Raw genomic sequence first — 15,900 nt, 5'->3', positions numbered from 1 at the left:
TGAAAATTACTAAACGTAGGAAGCTGCTAATCAACGTTCATTTTCGGCCTCTGGGGTGGAAATCGGTCAATGTTTGCTTGAGGTAGTCACGATCCAGGTGGGTGTAGATTTCGGTGGTGGTAATTGACTCGTGACCAAGCATTTGCTGAACGGCGCGCAGGTCAGCCCCCCCCTCGATCAGGTGCGTGGCGAACGAATGCCGAAACGTGTGCGGGCTGATCGTTTTCGTAATGCCAGCCGTGGCGGCCAGCGTTTTTATAGTGGTAAACATCGTAATCCGTGAGAGTTTGGTGCCGCGCCGGTTCAGGAACAGTGTGTCTTCATCTCCCTTTTGTATATCGATCTGGCTACGAGTATGGGCTACATACAGCGTCGTGTACTTGATGGCATCGCCACCAATGGGAACCAGCCGGGCTTTGTTGCCTTTGCCCATCACCCGCACGAAGCCCGAATCAAAGTAGCAGTCGGTCAGTTTGAGGTCGAGCAGTTCGGATACCCGCAAGCCCGAGCTGTAGAGTACTTCCAGCGCCGCCCGATCACGGGGGCCAGCGGGTGTCGACAGATCGATGGCCGCCAACATCTGTTCTATTTCGGGAAAACTGAGCGTGTCGGGCAGTTTTCGGCCCAGCTTTGGACCCTCAATCCGGTGGGCGGGGTCGTGCTGAATCAGGTTTTCGAGCAAGAGGTATTTGAAAAAAGCCTTCACGCCCGATAGCATCCGGGCCTGACTATGTGCCACAAGACCCAGTTCGCCAATGTATTGTAAAAAACCGGAAATATGGCCTTCGTGTACCGCCAATGGCCCAATGTCTGGATGTGTGTGTTGAATGTACTCGTGCAGCCGCGCCACATCGTGCAGATAAGCGTCGATGGAGTTTTCTGACAGCGACCGTTCGAGCCGCATGTAATTTTTAAACGCGTTGCTATACCGTTCCCACATGATCCTGTAAAAGTCGGTTTTGCGGCTGAAAACACCGCCTGTTTGTGAATAATCGGTGTTGGCCCCGTTACTTTGCGGTGGCGACAACCGCACGACAACCATGACTACGATTCTGATCATAAACGGCCCAAACCTGAATTTACTTGGCAAACGCGAACCACACATATACGGCAGCCAAACGTTTCTCGACTACCTGAAAACCGTTGAACCGCTGTTTCCGGATGTGCAGCTCCGCTATTTTCAGTCGAACCACGAAGGCGAACTGATCGATAAAATTCATGAACTGGGTTTCACCGTCGATGGAATCGTGATCAATGCGGGGGCATACACACACACATCTATTGCGCTGGCCGATGCGCTCTCGGCCGTTACGGCACCGGCGGTAGAAGTGCACATCAGCAACGTACACGCCCGCGAAACATACCGTCATCACAGCTATTTATCGGCCAAGTGTAAAGGCGTCATTCTGGGCTTAGGGCTTCAGGGTTATGAGTTGGCTATCAGAGCTTTAACAATGAGCAACGAACAGGTGCCAGTTAGCAAGGGCTCTGGCCGATAACGTACCTAAGCAACGCTAGTGATACTTGTTAACTCACGACTGAATCATGATCACCTTCTATCCGGGCCCATCCAAAATTTACCCGCAGGTAGCCGGGTTTGCGGCAGAAGCCTGCCAGTCAGGTATTGTCAGCATGAACCACCGCAGCCCGGAGTTTATGGCCATAACGGAAGGGGCAATTCGCGCCCTGAAGGCGAAACTGAACGTACCTGAGACCTACCACGTGGCGCTGGTGTCGTCGGCAACCGAATGCTGGGAGATTGTGGCGCAGTCGTTGACGAAGCAATCGAGCCTACACCCGTACAGCGGCGCATTCGGTAAAAAGTGGATGGAATATGCCCATAAGCTGAAACCGATGCATCGGCCCGATGAGGCCGACGTGTTGTGCATAGTACAAAACGAAACATCCAATGGTACGCAGGTACGTATGCCCGCACTGGCCGAGTTTCGCCATACCTTTCCGGATGCCCTGATCGCCGTTGATGCTGTTTCATCCATGGCAGGCATTGTGCTCGAGTGGTCGCTGGCCGATGTCTGGTTTGCGTCTGTTCAGAAATGTTTCGGGTTGCCGGCCGGGCTGGCCGTACTGATTTATTCGCCCCGGGCATTACGGCGGGCTGAAGAGATTGGCGAAAATGACCACTACAATAGCCTGCTGTTTCTCCACGAAAATTTCGAGAAATTTCAGACGCCCTACACGCCCAATGGCCTGGGTATCTACCTGTTAAAAGCCATACTGGAACAGGTGCCACCAATCGACGTAATCGATGCGGTGACGAAACAGCGCGCCGAATCCTGGTACACGTTTTTCGAGCAGGAACTGGCCGACTCGCCGTTCCGATTATTGATCAGCGATGCCGCGCAACGGTCTGATACGGTTATTGCCGTTGAAGGGTCAGAAGCCGATATTAGTGCCGTAAAGAAGTTGGCCAAACAGGCCGGGCTTTTGCTTGGGAATGGCTACGGCGACTGGAAGAATACAACGTTCAGAATTGCGAATTTTCCAGCAATTTCGGATGAAGAAATAAACGAATTGAAACGGTTCTTACGCGTATGGCCAACGCTCCAGCTTTGGTAGAAATAAGCGATACTACGTCTACCGAATCTGGAGTTTCGGCCTTACCGATTGATGCCACCACGCTATGCTCGTCTTTAAAGAAATTATCTCCGTTACGCTGATTCTTTTTTCGGTAATCGATATTCTTGGTTCGCTTCCGGTGCTGATTGACCTGCGTAAAAAAGTAGGAAAAATAGAAGCCGAACGCGCTACGTTTGCATCGGGAGTGCTAATGATTGCGTTTCTTTTTCTGGGCGAACGTATCCTGAAATTATTTGGTGTCGATGTAGCATCATTTGCCGTAGCGGGTGCACTGATTATTTTCCTGATCGGTCTGGAAATGATTCTTGGGCGAACAATTTTTAAATCAGAAGTAGAGGCCGACGGTGCTGCACACATCGTTCCCATTGCCTTTCCGCTTATTGCTGGGGCAGGTACGTTAACGACGTTGATTTCTTTGCGGGCTGAATATCAAACGGTTAATATTCTGGTTGGTATAGTGCTGAACCTGCTGCTGGTCTATATCGTACTTAAATCGTCGGAATGGCTCGAAGACCGAATTGGACCGGGTGGGCTGAACGTGCTCCGAAAAATATTTGGTATCATTCTGCTGGCCATCTCCATTAAACTCATTAAAACGAATTTATTACCTGCTAGTTTTTAACGATTCCGGCTTGTTATTCCGCCGTTATTTATTCCACTATGATTTCACCTGATTCACTGAATGCCGTGGCCGAATTCCACCGCACTTTTCACGCGCCTGTTCTCGATTCGCCACAAATTCCGTCTGAAGCGCGTTGCGGCTTACGCATTTCCTTACTGGCCGAAGAACTAGACGAATTACGCGAAGCTATTGCTCAAAAAAACCTGGTTGACATTGCTGATGCGCTCTGCGATCTACAATACGTATTATCGGGTGCTGTATTGGAATTCGGATTAGGTTCTAAATTCAATGAGTTGTTCAACGAAGTACAGCGGTCTAATATGAGTAAGGCCTGCCTGACCATTGAGGAAGCTGAAGCGACAGTGGCTCAGTACACCGCAAAAGGGTTTCCCTGTCACTATGTGGAATCGGACGGTAAATACCTGGTATACCGCGATGCCGACCGGAAGACGCTCAAAAACGTTAATTATTCGCCAGCTAACCTGGCTACAATTCTAGAGGCCTAAATGCAGATCCGTTATGATAAACGCTGAAACACTCACCGACCGATTTATCAGGTACGTTCAGATCGATACCCAGTCAGACCCGCAGTCTTCGGCGAGTCCAACTACGGAAAAACAGAAAGACCTTGGCCGTGTGCTCGTGCAGGAACTGCTCGATCTGGGTATCACAGATGCCGCCCTTGATGACTTTGGCTACATCTACGCCACCATTCCGGCTACTGCGGGGCTACACAACGTACCTGTTATCTGCTTCTGCGCCCACATGGATACCTCGCCCGACGTGACCGGAGCCGGGGTGAAGCCCGTGATTCATTATCAGTGGGATGGTGCCGATATCGTGCTGCCCGATGTGGCTGATGCGGGTGATGCGCCTATCGTCATTCGGCAGAAAGACCACCCCGATTTGTCGGCACAGATCGGCAACGATATCATCACGGCCAGCGGCACCACGTTGCTGGGTGCCGATAACAAATCGGGCGTGGCGGCAATTATGGCGGCTACCGAGTATCTGGTCAGAAACCCTGACGTACCGCACGGCCGCATTCGCCTGCTATTCACACCCGATGAAGAAGTCGGAAAAGGCACGGCCAACATCGACATGACAAAGCTCGACGCAGCCTATGGCTACACGATCGACGGTGAGTCGCTGGGTACGTTGGAGGACGAAACGTTTTCGGCCGATGGCGTGAAAATTGTCATTCAGGGCGTGAGTACGCACCCTGGTTTCGCCAAAGGCAAGCTGGAAAACGCGCTGAAAATCGCGGGCGATATCCTGGCAGGGCTCCCCCAGAAACGACTGTCGCCCGAAACGACCGAGGGCAAAGAAGGCTTCGTGCATCCAACCAATATCGAGGGAAATCAGGATCGGGTGACGATGGGTTTTATCGTGCGCGATTTCACAACGGCGGGGTTGCACGAACACGAAACGTTGCTCCAGAACCTGTTAAACAAGGTGCTGGCCGATTATCCGAATTCAACGGCAACGTTCTCTGTAACAGAGCAGTATAGAAACATGAAGGAGGTGTTGGATCGGCATCCGGCGGTGGTTGGTCATGCCCTGGAGGCCATTCGTCGGGCAGGCCTTACGCCCAACCGGCGGAGCATTCGGGGTGGTACCGACGGTTCACGCCTGTCGTTCATGGGGCTGCCCTGTCCCAATATCTTCGCTGGTGAACACGCCTTTCACTCCCGTCAGGAATGGGTTTCGGTGCAGGACATGCAGAAAGCCGCCGAAGTGGTTGTTCACCTAGCCCAAGTGTGGGCGAGCGCCTGACGATTTTCAGTTAGTTAGCACACATATGACCATCTGGTACATAATCGATTTAGTAGGCACAAGTGTCTTTGCCATTTCAGGCGTGTTGTCAGCGCTGAGGAAAAAAATGTACCATGACATAGTCGCCCTGTTTTTCATCGGTTTTCTAACAGCAGTGGGTGGTGGAACAACTCGCGACGTAATCATGGGTGCTCATCCGATCGCCTGGATACGGGATCCCAACTACCTGATTGTGATTAGTATCAACGTGGTCATTGCTGTGTTGTGTCGCAATTGGTGGCTCGGTGCCCTCCAACGACCGCTACTTATCTTCGATACGATTGGTATTGGGCTTTTTACCATTCTAGGGATGCAAAAAGCGCTACTGGCCGGTGTAAACGACTGGGCATCTATACTGTTAGGGATCATCACCGCTTTGTTTGGCGGAGTGATTCGGGATACACTGGTCAACGATCTGCCGCTGATTTTGGACCGGCAGCTTTATGTAACGCCTTGTCTGGCAGGTGCCTTGCTCTATTTACTTAACAATTCTCTGGGCGTAGACGCTACACTAAACCTCATTTTATCGGCGGGATTAATCACCCTATTCAGGCTGGTGGCTATTCGTCTGGACTTGACATTGCCCAGAATTCAGATCTGACTGATAGCGAGGACATTTGCTTCCCCATTTGTAACGGCTGTATTTTGAATGACCTAGTAGCGTAGCTGCCCAAAATCCTGGCTTTGAGCAGCTACGCTGCTAGGTTGATCCTGGTGCCTTAACACTCAGTGGCACTTAGCGCCAGACCGGCTTCGGAGGTTTCTTTGTATTTCGTCGACATGTCGCGGCCAGTGGCTTTCATGACTTTGATGACGGCGTCGAGCGATATCTTCTGCATGCCGGGTGAGCCTGACGAGGCCAGCAGAAACGCGTTATACGCTTTTACGGCTCCCATTGCGTTCCGCTCGATACACGGGATTTGAACGTACCCGCCAATGGGGTCGCAGGTCATGCCAAGGTGATGTTCGATGCCGATTTCGGCGGCCGATTCGATGGCGTCGATGCCGTGGCCGGCGCAATGTGTCAGGAAGGCGGCACCCATCGCCGAGGCCGTTCCGATCTCGCCCATGCAGCCCATTTCGGCACCCGATATACTGGCGTTGTGCTTTACCAGAAACCCGATTGCCGCCGCCGCCAGCATACCCTCGCGCAGGGTGGACTTACTGTAGTGAAAATGATTTTTGGCCAGGTACGTTAGTCCGGGGATTACGCCCGAAGCCCCCGATGTTGGCGCAGTGACCACAATACCCCCCGCCGCGTTCTCTTCCGATGCTGCCAGACAGTACGCATTCAGGAAAATCAGAAAACTATCTGCACTTTGCGAAAGCGAACGGGCCTGCTGAAACAAAACGGGAGCTTTTCGGCGCAATTTGATGGTGCCGGGCAACGTACCCCGGTGCCGAAGGCCGCGCCGAACCGCCTTGTGCATGGCCTCGATGAGCTGGTCGAGGCGAAGGTTCACCTCCCGGAGCGATTTGCCCGAAACGGCCATTTCGTTAGCAAGCAGCACATCGGCCAGGGGGAGGCCAGATTTGCTGAGGTGCGCTTTCAGTTCGTTCATGGTGCTGTATGGATACGGCACCGTGCGTTGCTGGCTGGCGTCGGTTGTGTCACCTTTTCGGATGATGAAGCCGCCGCCAATGGAATAATATTCTTCGCTGGTCAGTAAGTCGCCGTTGCCAGTCAGTTTCAGTACCATTGTGTTGGCATAGGGCGAATCGTACCGAACCCGTTCGAAGTGAAACGAAGCCGGGCCAACGGGAATAATCTTCGTGCCAACCTGAACCGGGTACGTCATGTCTGCATCGCGTAGGAGGAGGTTCAGGGCGTCGGGGTCGGTGGTTTCGGGTTGCCAGCCCAGTAACCCGGCCACAATGGCCCGGTCGGTGCCGTGCCCTTTGCCCGTTGCGCTAAGCGATCCATACAGGTGAATATGGATTGCATCGGCGCGGGTCAGTTGGTCGGGAGAAAGCCGGGTCAGTCGCTGCACAAAATCGAAGGCGGCCTTCATGGGGCCGATGGTGTGCGAACTCGACGGACCGGGACCAATTTTAAATAAATCGAAAACGGAAGTAGTAATCATAGCTGTTGATGAACCTGTACACGATGTCTGCAATCTACCCAAATCCTATAAGCCAACTCATATGTCTGGCCTGTTTGTTCGTCTGTTTGGTGGCTTCGTGCCAAAGCAGGCCACCCTACAACCACCTGGGCGAACGGATCAAAGGGGCGAACCTGGTTGCGCCACCCCGAAAACCTGCCGATACAACCCTGCACGCCCTCAAAGCCGATGGCGGAACCTGGGTAGCGGTTGTGCCGTATGGCTTCTGCCGGAAAGACGATCCCCACTTTTTCTGGTCGGGCAATCGACCACCGGGTGAGCGGCGGGGCGGTGGCCAGTGGTGGGGTGAATCGCCCGAAGGCGTGGCCGAAACGGTGCAGATGGCTCGAGCCGAGGGCCTGAAAGTTATGCTGAAACCGCACGTCTGGATGATGGGGGGGTCACACCTTGACCTGGCTTTTGAGAAAGAAACCGACTGGCAATCGTTTGAAGCTGATTACCGTGGGTACGTGCTGGCCCATGCCCGTCTGGCCGATTCGCTAAAGATCGACCTGTTCTGTATCACCACCGAGCTTGATAAATTTGCTCTGGCTCGCCCCGATTTCTGGAAGCAGTTGATAGTTGACGTGCGAAAGATTTACAAAGGGAAACTCACCTACGCCGCCAATTGGGATCGGTACGATAAACTGCCGTTCTGGGATCTGCTCGATTACATTGGCGTCGATGCCTATTTTCCGCTTTCTGCTGACAGAACTCCATCGGTAAAAGCAATGGTACGCGGCTGGAAGAAGCCAATAAACGAACTGGCAACGCTGAGTGCAGCGTATCAGAAACCAGTCCTGTTCACTGAATTTGGATACCGTTCGTGCAACCGCACCGCCGAAAAACCCTGGGAGTCGGAGACGGACTGTGAACCGAATATGGAGGCACAATCCAATGCCTACGCGGCTCTTTATGAAGCGCTTGGGGCCCAGCCCTGGTTTGCCGGAGGGTTCGTCTGGAAGTGGTTTATGCTGGAACGTGACAGACCCGGGGGTAATCACCGCGAACGTGATATGTACAGTCCGCAAGGCAAACCCGCCGAAGCCGTATTGCAACGTATCTGGAAAAAGTAGAGAAACTGGTTTCTTATGAGAGCAGTTGGGCTATTCATCGCCAGCTTTTTCAAGACCTTACCGTAAAAAATACAGTAAGAAAAGCGCCGTGATTCTCTTTCTCAGGAATTGTATCAATCATCTTCGACTACCTGATGAAATTTCAGCTGATTTTACTGCTGGCGTATGTTGGCCTGACCAATATAGCGCCTGCCCAAACGCCCAAAACTACTGCGCCGCCACGCGTACAAACCGCCAACGGAACTCTTGAAGGCGTACTGGAAACGGGGGGGCTGCGTACGTTCAAAGGTGTTCCGTTTGCCCAGCCGCCTGTGGGTGAGCTGCGCTGGCGTGAGCCGATGCCGCCAAAAAACTGGTCGGGTGTGCGAAAAGCCGATCACTTTGGGCCTCGCGCCATGCAGCGGGCTATTTTCGGTGATATGAACTTCCGGTCTGATGGCGTAAAAGAAGACTGCCTTTATCTGAATGTCTGGACGCCCGCTAAATCGGGCAACGACAAACTGCCTGTGCTGGTGTACTTCTACGGCGGCGGCTACATGGCTGGCGACGGTTCAGAGCCACGTTATGATGGTGAAAGTATGGCCCGGCAGGGCATCGTAACCATTACGGTAAACTATCGGCTGGGTGTATTCGGGTTTATGGCCCATCCTGAACTGACGAAAGAATCGCCCCATAAAGCGTCGGGCAACTACGGGCTGCTCGACCAGCAGGCGGCGCTGGTTTGGGTGCAAAAAAACATTGCAGCGTTTGGCGGTGATCCTAAGCGGGTTACCATTGCCGGTGAATCGGCCGGGTCAACGTCGGTGAGTGCGCAGATGGCTTCGCCCTTGTCGAAAAACCTGATTGCCGGTGCCATCGGCGAAAGCGGTTCGCTGCTGGGTACGTTAACCCCCATGAGCCTGACCGAAGCTGAAGCACTGGGTACCAAATTTGGCAGTAGCATTGGGGCTAATTCATTAGCCGAGTTGCGCGCGTTGCCAGCCGAACAAATCCTGGAAGCCACGGCCAAACCGGGCACGCCCCGATTCAGTACCTGCGTTGATGGTTATTTCTTTCCTAAACCGGTAGCGGCCATCTTCGGAACGGGCGAACAGGCTCACGTGCCTTTGTTGGCGGGCTGGAACTCGGAAGAGTCGGGTTATAAGGCCGTGATGGGTAATGAGGCCTTAACGGTTGCCAACTTTGCCAAAGCTGTTGAAAAACTATATGGTGAAAAAGCCGCCGAGGTACTGAAGCATTATACGCCCACGTCTGATGCCGATGTAGAGCAGGTGGCTACTGATCTGGCTGGTGATCGGTTTATTGGCTTCAGCACCTGGAAATGGACTGATCTGCAAAGCCAAACGGGTGGTAAGCCTGTATACCGGTATTTCTATACGCGCCCACGGCCGGCTATGGTACCCGAAATGGGTAATGCAACGGCTGGTTTGGCCGGCGGTGTGGTTAGAAACGCCGATGCGTCAGCGCCTCGTCAGGCTCCTCCAAAAGGTGCTGTTCACTCAGCCGAGATCGAATACGCGATGGGCAATCTGGCGGGTAATAAAGTATATGCCTGGACGGCCGATGACGAGAAAGTGTCGAAAACGATGCAGACCTATTTCGCTAATTTCATCAAAACAGGCAACCCCAATGGGGGAGGGCTGCCAGCCTGGAGTGCGGTAAAAGCAGGCCAGCCGGCACCCGTCATGCGAATCGACGTGAACACGCAGCCACAGGTGGAAGCACACCGTGACCGGTATCTTTTTCTGGATCAGTTTTTCGTGAAATAAATGTAATACAAGAGTGACTATCATCAGCGACTGGCTCGGGAAACCGGGCTGGTCGCTTTCGTTTACAGGGGTTCCATCAGGTCAGCCAAGCACAGACAGTAAAAGGCTACTTACTGTCTGTTGAAACGATAACCAATACTGCCGAAAGCCTACTGACATAGGGCTGTCAGTAGTGGCGCCGATCTTTGGTGCTCAATCAAACCAAATCGCTATGTCAATCATCGAAATGCTGCTAAAAGAAATGGACATGGAGGCCCAGACCACCCGCAAGATGCTGAGCCGGATTCCCGACGATACGTACGACTGGAAACCTCACCCTAAAAGTATGCCGATGCGTAGCCTGGCTGTTCACATCGCCGAGCTGCCTTCGTGGGTGGCCATGACGCTCCAAACCGATGGGCTGGATTTTGCCACAATGGATTTTACGCCAACGACCGTTTCCAGTACAGCCGAAGTGCTTGCCATTTTCGAGAAATCACTGGCAGACGGCAAAGCGGCCCTCAGCAACGCAACCGAAGCCGACCTGGAGCCAACCTGGACCATGCGGAACGGCGACGTCGTCATCAGTACAGATACGAAGGGTGAGGTTATCCGTATGTCGTTCTCGCAGACAGTGCATCACCGCGCTCAGTTGGGCGTTTACCTTCGATTGCTGGATATTCCGATTCCCGGTAGTTACGGCCCAAGCGCCGACGAACCCATGTTTTAGCAACGTACCTGTACTTGTATAAGCGGTGTCTGGGTCAGCCGGAACAGCAACTGAAAAAAAATGAGTACGCTACCAACCAATCGGCGTTGAATGGGGTCACGGGGAAAACGAACATAATACTGATTTAACCTGCTACCCCGATGAAAGTCTCAAAAATGGTGTTGAAAGCGATGGCCCTGGCCGTAACAGTTTCGACCGTCACGGCCTGTATTAACGATAAGGTCATTAAACCTAAAAGTGGCGAACCAGAAGTGAAAAAGGTGCCATACGATTGCCCTGGCTGCGGTATGGGGTAAGATGGAACGTACCTGACCAGCCATGATTCGCTCAACGATTGCCTGCAACCTGGAAACGAACCTCATTCTGGCGTCGCTACCCCTCTTCGAAGCCGAGCGGGTAGAGGCGCTGGAATGGTCGTTTGATACACTTTACGCCCACCAGCAACTGCCCGACTGGTTCGTTGACCTGTTAACGACTTATAGTGAGGCCGGTCGGCTAATCGGGCATGGCGTCTTTTTTTCGCTTTTGTCTGGTCGCTGGACCCACGATCAGCAAAACTGGCTGGCGCGACTGCATGCGCTGAGCCGCGACTATCAATTCGATCACGTTACCGAACATTTCGGATTTATGACGGGCGAGGATTTCCATAAGGGCGCCCCCATCAACATTCCGTGTACGCCCGTCACGCTAGCGTTGGGGCAGGATCGTCTCAAACGCATTCAGGATGCCTGTGGCTGCCCTGTAGGCCTGGAAAACCTGGCCTTTGCCTACACGCTCGACGATGTGAAACGGCAGGGTGATTTTTTAAGGCAGCTAATTCAACCGGTTAATGGATTCATTATACTTGATCTGCATAATTTATACTGCCAAAGCCATAATTTTAGTATCATGCACGACGATCTGATGGCGTTGTATCCGCTGGATCGGGTTCGTGAAATTCATATTTCCGGAGGGAGCTGGAGTGGTTCAGAAACACAGCCCGGTTTACTGATCAGACGCGATACCCATGATGATGCCGTGCCTGACGATGTATTCAACTGGCTTAGTACAACAATTGACCAGTGCCCTAATCTTAAGTACGTGGTACTTGAACAACTAGGGAACGGACTGACAACCGAGGGGCAGCAACAGGCATTTCGGGCCGATTTTCATCGAATGGATACAATTGTTCAAGAGAAAAACAAACCCGCAACTACGACCACGATGAACTCATTCCTACCTCAACTGCCGCTGATCATAAACGCGATGCCCCTCGAAAATCACCGATTGCACAATCAGCAGGTAGAGCTATCGGCTATCCTGGAATCATCAACAGATGTGAGTCAGGCTCAGACACGTCTGGCGCAGTCGTCGCTGGCAAACTCAGAGTGGGAGGTAGAACGTTGGGAACCCAGTATGCTCGAAACGGCTGTTTCCATTGCCCGCAAATGGAAAGATGGATTCGTTAGCAAAAAGTAGCTTGCTGGTTGGTGCTGCTGTGCGGCCTGCTAAGGCTTTATAACAACGGCCATTGTGGTATCGGCAAATGTTTTGCCATTTCGTAGGTCAACCTGAACAGTGAAACGGTGTTTAGCCAGTGTTGCGGGGGCTTTCAGAATCGTAAATACGTAATTCTGGGCAGGTACGTTGGGCTGACTAAAATAGTCAACCGCGGCCCTGACACCATATTCTACGGTTAGAACAGACGTGAGATTCGTTCCCGCCGGTAAATCAGTGCTAAATGGCTGATCGCTCACGATCGACAGGCGTTTAATGACATCGAACGGAATAATGGCCGGATCGCAGGCAAATAAGTTGCTGCCACCGCCGCTGAGTAAGGCTGCGAACACTTCTTCCCCAAACAGCCGGATTTGCAAATTTCGAGCCAGTACGGTATCGCCGGGAGCCACGTTACCAATCTGAGTTGGAAAGGACGGATTTACCCCCGCTTTCTGTAACGAAAGGTAGTATCCGCCAACCGTAAAACGAGTTGGACCTGTATTACAAACCTCACAGCCAACCAAGCCCGTAATAAGTACCGGGCCAATGAAAATGAGCAGGAGTAGGATAGTCCGTTTCATAACGCGTTGATCTTAGTAATGTAAACTGCCAACCATTGCGGGTGAAAATGGGTCAGTATATTAAATCAACAACGTTATTTATGAAATCGAATTCGTTTTTTGCTACCGCAATTGCAGGTATTTTGTTAGTCACGTCTTCCTGCGAGCAGGATACAGTTGAAGCGCAACCAGTTCTTTATCAGTCAAATTTCGAGCAAAGTGCCGACGGCTGGGTTGCTAATCTGGTTGACTATAGTGAGCAAACCGGGGATATTCAATTCACTTATTCCCGAACAGGTTTGCCCCAGCCGCTGAACGGTAATCGACAGTCGCTGATGGTGTCGAGCATGAACCGGAGTGATGACGTGTTCATGTATTTGACCAAAAAGTTGACCGGCCTACAGCCTAATCGGACGTACCAGTTGGTTTTCGACGTAGAACTGGCTTCTACCTATGGTACCGATTCATTTGGGATCGGTGGCTCGCCCGGAAGTAGTGTGTATATAAAAGCCGGGGCAACTGCTTTTGAGCCGAAGAGAGTGTTGACCGAAGGGTTTTATGCACTCAATATCGATAAAGGGAATCAATCGATGGGCGGGCGTGACGCCGTAGTGCTGGGTACAATTGGTGTTGGCGAAGGCGTGACAAACTACACCCTCATTACGCGCAGTAACGAACAGGCGCCCTTCACCGCCCACACTAACGAACAAGGCGAACTTTGGCTTGTTGTCGGCACGGATTCTGGATATGAAGGGGAAACAAAACTCTATTACAGCAGCATTAGGGTGAGCGCGAAATAGAACCCATCTACGATGACCGGTGGCTTTGCGAATGTGGGCAAAGAAGCATGAATTGCGAAAGCTTTAGCGAATGGTTACAACGGGTTATTAGTGACTACTTACATTTATAGAGTAAATAGACTATTGTCCGACTAACCAATCAACGTATGCTTCGTGATGATCTGGTGGCCCTTCCTGAACTGGCTGCTTCCGAATTCCAACACCCCCTCGACCGTGACGCCACCGGTCTGTTGAAAGGTATCGACAAGTTTCGCTCCATAATTGGCACGCTCAACTCGTGCGTAGAGCACTCGATGCACTACTACAACAGTTCGTCGTGCATTCAGGTGAGCGAAACACAGTACCCAACGCTTTACAAAGCGTACCTGCGCACTGCCGCCGCCCTCGATGTTAAAAAAATCCCGGATCTGTATATTGAAACCATCGACGAAATCAATGCATTTGCCAGCGGCATAGATCGCTACACGATCAAAATCAACTCGGGGCTGCTCGACATCCTCACTGAGCGCGAAACGATGGCGATCATAGGCCATGAGCTGGGCCACGTGAAGTGCGACCATATGTTTTACAACACCTTCACGTACTTCATCCGTTATTTCGGTGGGTCGGTGACGGGTATAATTCCGCCGCCGTTCAATTCGGCCCTCGACATCAGCGTGCAACTCGCCCTGCTGGAATGGAGCCGCCGCGCCGAATTTTCTGCCGACCGTGCTGCCCTGCTTGCTACGCAGGATATTTCGGCGGTGACGGAAGCATTGGGCAAAATTGCCGGTTATTCCAAAACGCTTAGCGACCCGATTAATGTGGAAGCTATTGTCAGTCAGGCGAATACGTTCCAGGAATATGTAGATGACAGCTGGATGGCGAAATTTATCAAGGTGCAGTCGATGCTGAAGCAAACGCACCCTTATACGGTGTTGCGAGTGAAAGAAATCATAACCTGGTCGGAGTCGGATCATTACCGGAAAATCCTGAGCGGCGATTATCAGAAACAGGGCATACTACCCGATGCCGTTCTTGATCCTTCGGCTCCAATAGAACCCAACGCGGCGCAGAAAGCCGCTTCGGCCATCGGTAGTTCGTTGACGTCCGGGCTGAAATCGTTCGGCGGTTTTGGTAAGAAATCGGACTAATCTTCTATCCACGTTCAGCGGATATTTTCGCTGGTGAACGTGCCAATGCCCCTTCACCAGCGTTGCGCTAATAATTTACAGTAAATGGCTGATAAACAGGTTGTTTGCGTTAGGCGTAATCGTATCCAGACCCTGCTGATGTAGCCAGTTGAGGAACGGGCGTCCAATCGAGGGCAACGCGTATTTCTTTCAAAAAAAACGGCTGAGTTAGTAAAAGATAAACTTCATAAACTGGCAAAATCAAGTCACGCCAGAAACTGCCGTACATAGTTTCGGGCGGTCAGGATTGCGGCTTGCACGTCTTCGGGTGACCCCTCATAGGCTTTGTCTTCCACTTCAATGCAGATAGGGCCTCGATAGCGGACGTCGGTCAGTGCCGCGAAGAAAGTGTTCCAGCGCACATCGCCGAGGCCGGGGAGTTTAGGCGAATGGTACTCCAGCGGATTGGCCATGATGCCGACCCGGTCGAGCCGATCGCGATAGAGTTTAACGTCTTTCAGGTGAATGTGGTGCAGCCGGTCACGGTAGTCGTAGATCGGCCGAACTTCATCCATCATCTGCCAAACCAGATGGCTGGGGTCATAATTTAGGCCGAGAATTCGGGAAGGGATGATCTCAAAAATCCGGTCCCAGATGGCGGGCGTCGTGGCTATGTTTTTACCGCCCGGCCATTCGTCATAGCTGAACCACATCGGGCAATTCTCGATCCCGATCTTCACGTTGTTTTCCTCTGCAACCTTCACTAGTTCAGGCCAGTGCTGTGCCACCAGTTTCAGGTTGTCAGGTACGTTAAGAGCGGTGTTGCGGCCAATAAACGTATTCACGACGGGCACATTGAGCTTTGCCGCCGCCCGGATGATCTTCTTGAGGTGTTCGCGATGAAACTCGGCCTGTTCAGCATTGGCATCCAGCGGATTCGGGTAATAGCCCAGGCCGGAGACATACACGCCATACTGCTGACAAAGCGTCTGCACATACGCCACATCCAGGTGGTCGACGTCGATATGCGTTACGCCTGCATAGCGCCGCGAGTCGGCATTGCCAGCGGGCCAGCACATCAATTCAACGCACTTGAATCCATGAGTTGACGCGAATTTTAGCGTCGAATTCAGATCGTAATCGGCCAGGATCGCCGAAACAAAACCGAGGTGTAACATTGAAGGAAATGGGTTTAATCAAGATTGATTAAGTGGTTTGTCATTCGTATGTAGCTAGCCCGTAACCAATAAATGATCGT

At 52.2% G+C, this 15,900-nt stretch carries 17 protein-coding genes; 13 read left to right on the top strand and 4 right to left on the bottom strand.

Features of this window, described 5'->3' with window-relative positions; all coding sequences use genetic code 11:
- Positions 1 to 37 precede the first annotated feature (37 nt).
- Complete coding sequence (gene xerD / locus J2I46_RS22495) at positions 38 to 940, bottom strand: site-specific tyrosine recombinase XerD (protein WP_207331432.1); 903 nt, start codon at positions 938 to 940, stop codon at positions 38 to 40.
- Between the two features lie 100 nt (positions 941 to 1,040).
- Between xerD and aroQ the strand changes: the two genes are divergently transcribed.
- From aroQ to J2I46_RS22465, 6 genes are all read left to right on the top strand, one after another.
- Positions 1,041 to 1,499 (top strand): type II 3-dehydroquinate dehydratase, encoded by a 459-nt coding sequence (aroQ, locus tag J2I46_RS22490; protein ID WP_207331310.1) that lies wholly within the window; start codon positions 1,041 to 1,043, stop codon positions 1,497 to 1,499.
- A gap of 46 nt (positions 1,500 to 1,545) precedes the next feature.
- On the top strand, positions 1,546 to 2,577 hold the full coding sequence (locus J2I46_RS22485; protein ID WP_207331309.1) for an aminotransferase class V-fold PLP-dependent enzyme: 1,032 nt from the start codon (positions 1,546 to 1,548) through the stop codon (positions 2,575 to 2,577).
- A 64-nt stretch (positions 2,578 to 2,641) separates the two neighbouring features.
- A complete protein-coding gene (locus J2I46_RS22480) occupies positions 2,642 to 3,220 on the top strand; it encodes a MarC family protein (protein WP_207331308.1) in 579 nt (192 codons plus the stop codon).
- Between the two features lie 38 nt (positions 3,221 to 3,258).
- On the top strand, positions 3,259 to 3,726 hold the full coding sequence (locus J2I46_RS22475) for a pyrophosphohydrolase domain-containing protein (protein WP_207331307.1): 468 nt from the start codon (positions 3,259 to 3,261) through the stop codon (positions 3,724 to 3,726).
- A 13-nt stretch (positions 3,727 to 3,739) separates the two neighbouring features.
- Positions 3,740 to 4,996, top strand: coding sequence for a peptidase T (gene pepT, locus J2I46_RS22470; RefSeq protein WP_207331306.1), 1,257 nt, complete (start codon positions 3,740 to 3,742; stop codon positions 4,994 to 4,996).
- Positions 4,997 to 5,021: 25 nt separating this feature from the next.
- Positions 5,022 to 5,636 carry a trimeric intracellular cation channel family protein gene (locus tag J2I46_RS22465; protein WP_207331305.1) on the top strand — a complete coding sequence of 205 codons (615 nt, stop codon included), beginning with the start codon at positions 5,022 to 5,024 and terminating at the stop codon, positions 5,634 to 5,636.
- 118 nt (positions 5,637 to 5,754) lie between these two features.
- Here the strand turns inward: J2I46_RS22465 and J2I46_RS22460 are convergent, their stop codons facing one another.
- Positions 5,755 to 7,119 carry an L-serine ammonia-lyase gene (locus J2I46_RS22460; protein ID WP_207331304.1) on the bottom strand — a complete coding sequence of 455 codons (1,365 nt, stop codon included), beginning with the start codon at positions 7,117 to 7,119 and terminating at the stop codon, positions 5,755 to 5,757.
- A gap of 23 nt (positions 7,120 to 7,142) precedes the next feature.
- Between J2I46_RS22460 and J2I46_RS22455 the strand changes: the two genes are divergently transcribed.
- The 5 genes from J2I46_RS22455 to J2I46_RS22435 all read left to right on the top strand — a co-directional run bounded on the left by J2I46_RS22455 (position 7,143) and on the right by J2I46_RS22435 (position 12,149).
- Positions 7,143 to 8,213, top strand: coding sequence for a glycoside hydrolase family 113 (locus J2I46_RS22455; RefSeq protein ID WP_207331303.1), 1,071 nt, complete (start codon positions 7,143 to 7,145; stop codon positions 8,211 to 8,213).
- A 134-nt stretch (positions 8,214 to 8,347) separates the two neighbouring features.
- Positions 8,348 to 9,982, top strand: coding sequence for a carboxylesterase/lipase family protein (locus tag J2I46_RS22450; protein ID WP_207331302.1), 1,635 nt, complete (start codon positions 8,348 to 8,350; stop codon positions 9,980 to 9,982).
- Positions 9,983 to 10,193: 211 nt separating this feature from the next.
- Positions 10,194 to 10,691: a DinB family protein gene (locus J2I46_RS22445; RefSeq protein WP_207331301.1), complete on the top strand. Its 498-nt coding sequence runs from the start codon at positions 10,194 to 10,196 to the stop codon at positions 10,689 to 10,691.
- A 140-nt stretch (positions 10,692 to 10,831) separates the two neighbouring features.
- Entirely contained in the window at positions 10,832 to 10,987 is a 156-nt protein-coding gene (locus J2I46_RS22440) for a chryseobasin-related MNIO class RiPP peptide (RefSeq protein ID WP_207331300.1), read from the top strand.
- A 22-nt stretch (positions 10,988 to 11,009) separates the two neighbouring features.
- A complete protein-coding gene (locus J2I46_RS22435; RefSeq protein WP_207331299.1) occupies positions 11,010 to 12,149 on the top strand; it encodes a multinuclear nonheme iron-dependent oxidase in 1,140 nt (379 codons plus the stop codon).
- A 29-nt stretch (positions 12,150 to 12,178) separates the two neighbouring features.
- Here J2I46_RS22435 and J2I46_RS22430 read toward each other — a convergent pair whose 3' ends face one another.
- Positions 12,179 to 12,751: a DUF5034 domain-containing protein gene (locus J2I46_RS22430; protein WP_207331298.1), complete on the bottom strand. Its 573-nt coding sequence runs from the start codon at positions 12,749 to 12,751 to the stop codon at positions 12,179 to 12,181.
- A gap of 80 nt (positions 12,752 to 12,831) precedes the next feature.
- Here J2I46_RS22430 and J2I46_RS22425 point away from each other — a divergent pair, with 80 nt between their 5' ends.
- Positions 12,832 to 13,530, top strand: a complete 699-nt coding sequence (locus J2I46_RS22425) for a hypothetical protein (protein WP_207331297.1) — start codon at positions 12,832 to 12,834, stop codon at positions 13,528 to 13,530.
- Positions 13,531 to 13,676: 146 nt separating this feature from the next.
- Positions 13,677 to 14,663, top strand: a complete 987-nt coding sequence (locus J2I46_RS22420) for a M48 family metallopeptidase (RefSeq protein ID WP_207331296.1) — start codon at positions 13,677 to 13,679, stop codon at positions 14,661 to 14,663.
- 245 nt (positions 14,664 to 14,908) lie between these two features.
- Here J2I46_RS22420 and J2I46_RS22415 read toward each other — a convergent pair whose 3' ends face one another.
- The gene (locus tag J2I46_RS22415) at positions 14,909 to 15,820 is read right to left on the bottom strand and encodes a sugar phosphate isomerase/epimerase family protein (protein WP_207331295.1); all 912 of its coding nucleotides are present in this window, start codon (positions 15,818 to 15,820) and stop codon (positions 14,909 to 14,911) included.
- Between the last annotated feature and the right edge of the window lie 80 nt (positions 15,821 to 15,900).

Origin of the sequence: Fibrella forsythiae (genome assembly GCF_017353175.1) — a bacterium.
GTDB classification, from domain to species: Bacteria; Bacteroidota; Bacteroidia; order Cytophagales; family Spirosomataceae; genus Fibrella; species Fibrella forsythiae.
This window is presented reverse-complemented; position numbering and strand designations above follow the sequence as displayed.

Bases quoted from the DNA above. Each gene is read 5' to 3' on its own strand.
- xerD (WP_207331432.1), bottom strand. From the start codon at position 940: ATGTGGGAACGGTATAGCAACGCGTTTAAAAATTACATGCGGCTCGAA.
- aroQ (WP_207331310.1), top strand. From the start codon at position 1,041: ATGACTACGATTCTGATCATAAACGGCCCAAACCTGAATTTACTTGGC.
- J2I46_RS22485 (WP_207331309.1), top strand. From the start codon at position 1,546: ATGATCACCTTCTATCCGGGCCCATCCAAAATTTACCCGCAGGTAGCC.
- J2I46_RS22480 (WP_207331308.1), top strand. From the start codon at position 2,642: ATGCTCGTCTTTAAAGAAATTATCTCCGTTACGCTGATTCTTTTTTCG.
- J2I46_RS22475 (WP_207331307.1), top strand. From the start codon at position 3,259: ATGATTTCACCTGATTCACTGAATGCCGTGGCCGAATTCCACCGCACT.
- pepT (WP_207331306.1), top strand. From the start codon at position 3,740: ATGATAAACGCTGAAACACTCACCGACCGATTTATCAGGTACGTTCAG.
- J2I46_RS22465 (WP_207331305.1), top strand. From the start codon at position 5,022: ATGACCATCTGGTACATAATCGATTTAGTAGGCACAAGTGTCTTTGCC.
- J2I46_RS22460 (WP_207331304.1), bottom strand. From the start codon at position 7,119: ATGATTACTACTTCCGTTTTCGATTTATTTAAAATTGGTCCCGGTCCG.
- J2I46_RS22455 (WP_207331303.1), top strand. From the start codon at position 7,143: ATGTCTGCAATCTACCCAAATCCTATAAGCCAACTCATATGTCTGGCC.
- J2I46_RS22450 (WP_207331302.1), top strand. From the start codon at position 8,348: ATGAAATTTCAGCTGATTTTACTGCTGGCGTATGTTGGCCTGACCAAT.
- J2I46_RS22445 (WP_207331301.1), top strand. From the start codon at position 10,194: ATGTCAATCATCGAAATGCTGCTAAAAGAAATGGACATGGAGGCCCAG.
- J2I46_RS22440 (WP_207331300.1), top strand. From the start codon at position 10,832: ATGAAAGTCTCAAAAATGGTGTTGAAAGCGATGGCCCTGGCCGTAACA.
- J2I46_RS22435 (WP_207331299.1), top strand. From the start codon at position 11,010: ATGATTCGCTCAACGATTGCCTGCAACCTGGAAACGAACCTCATTCTG.
- J2I46_RS22430 (WP_207331298.1), bottom strand. From the start codon at position 12,751: ATGAAACGGACTATCCTACTCCTGCTCATTTTCATTGGCCCGGTACTT.
- J2I46_RS22425 (WP_207331297.1), top strand. From the start codon at position 12,832: ATGAAATCGAATTCGTTTTTTGCTACCGCAATTGCAGGTATTTTGTTA.
- J2I46_RS22420 (WP_207331296.1), top strand. From the start codon at position 13,677: ATGCTTCGTGATGATCTGGTGGCCCTTCCTGAACTGGCTGCTTCCGAA.
- J2I46_RS22415 (WP_207331295.1), bottom strand. From the start codon at position 15,820: ATGTTACACCTCGGTTTTGTTTCGGCGATCCTGGCCGATTACGATCTG.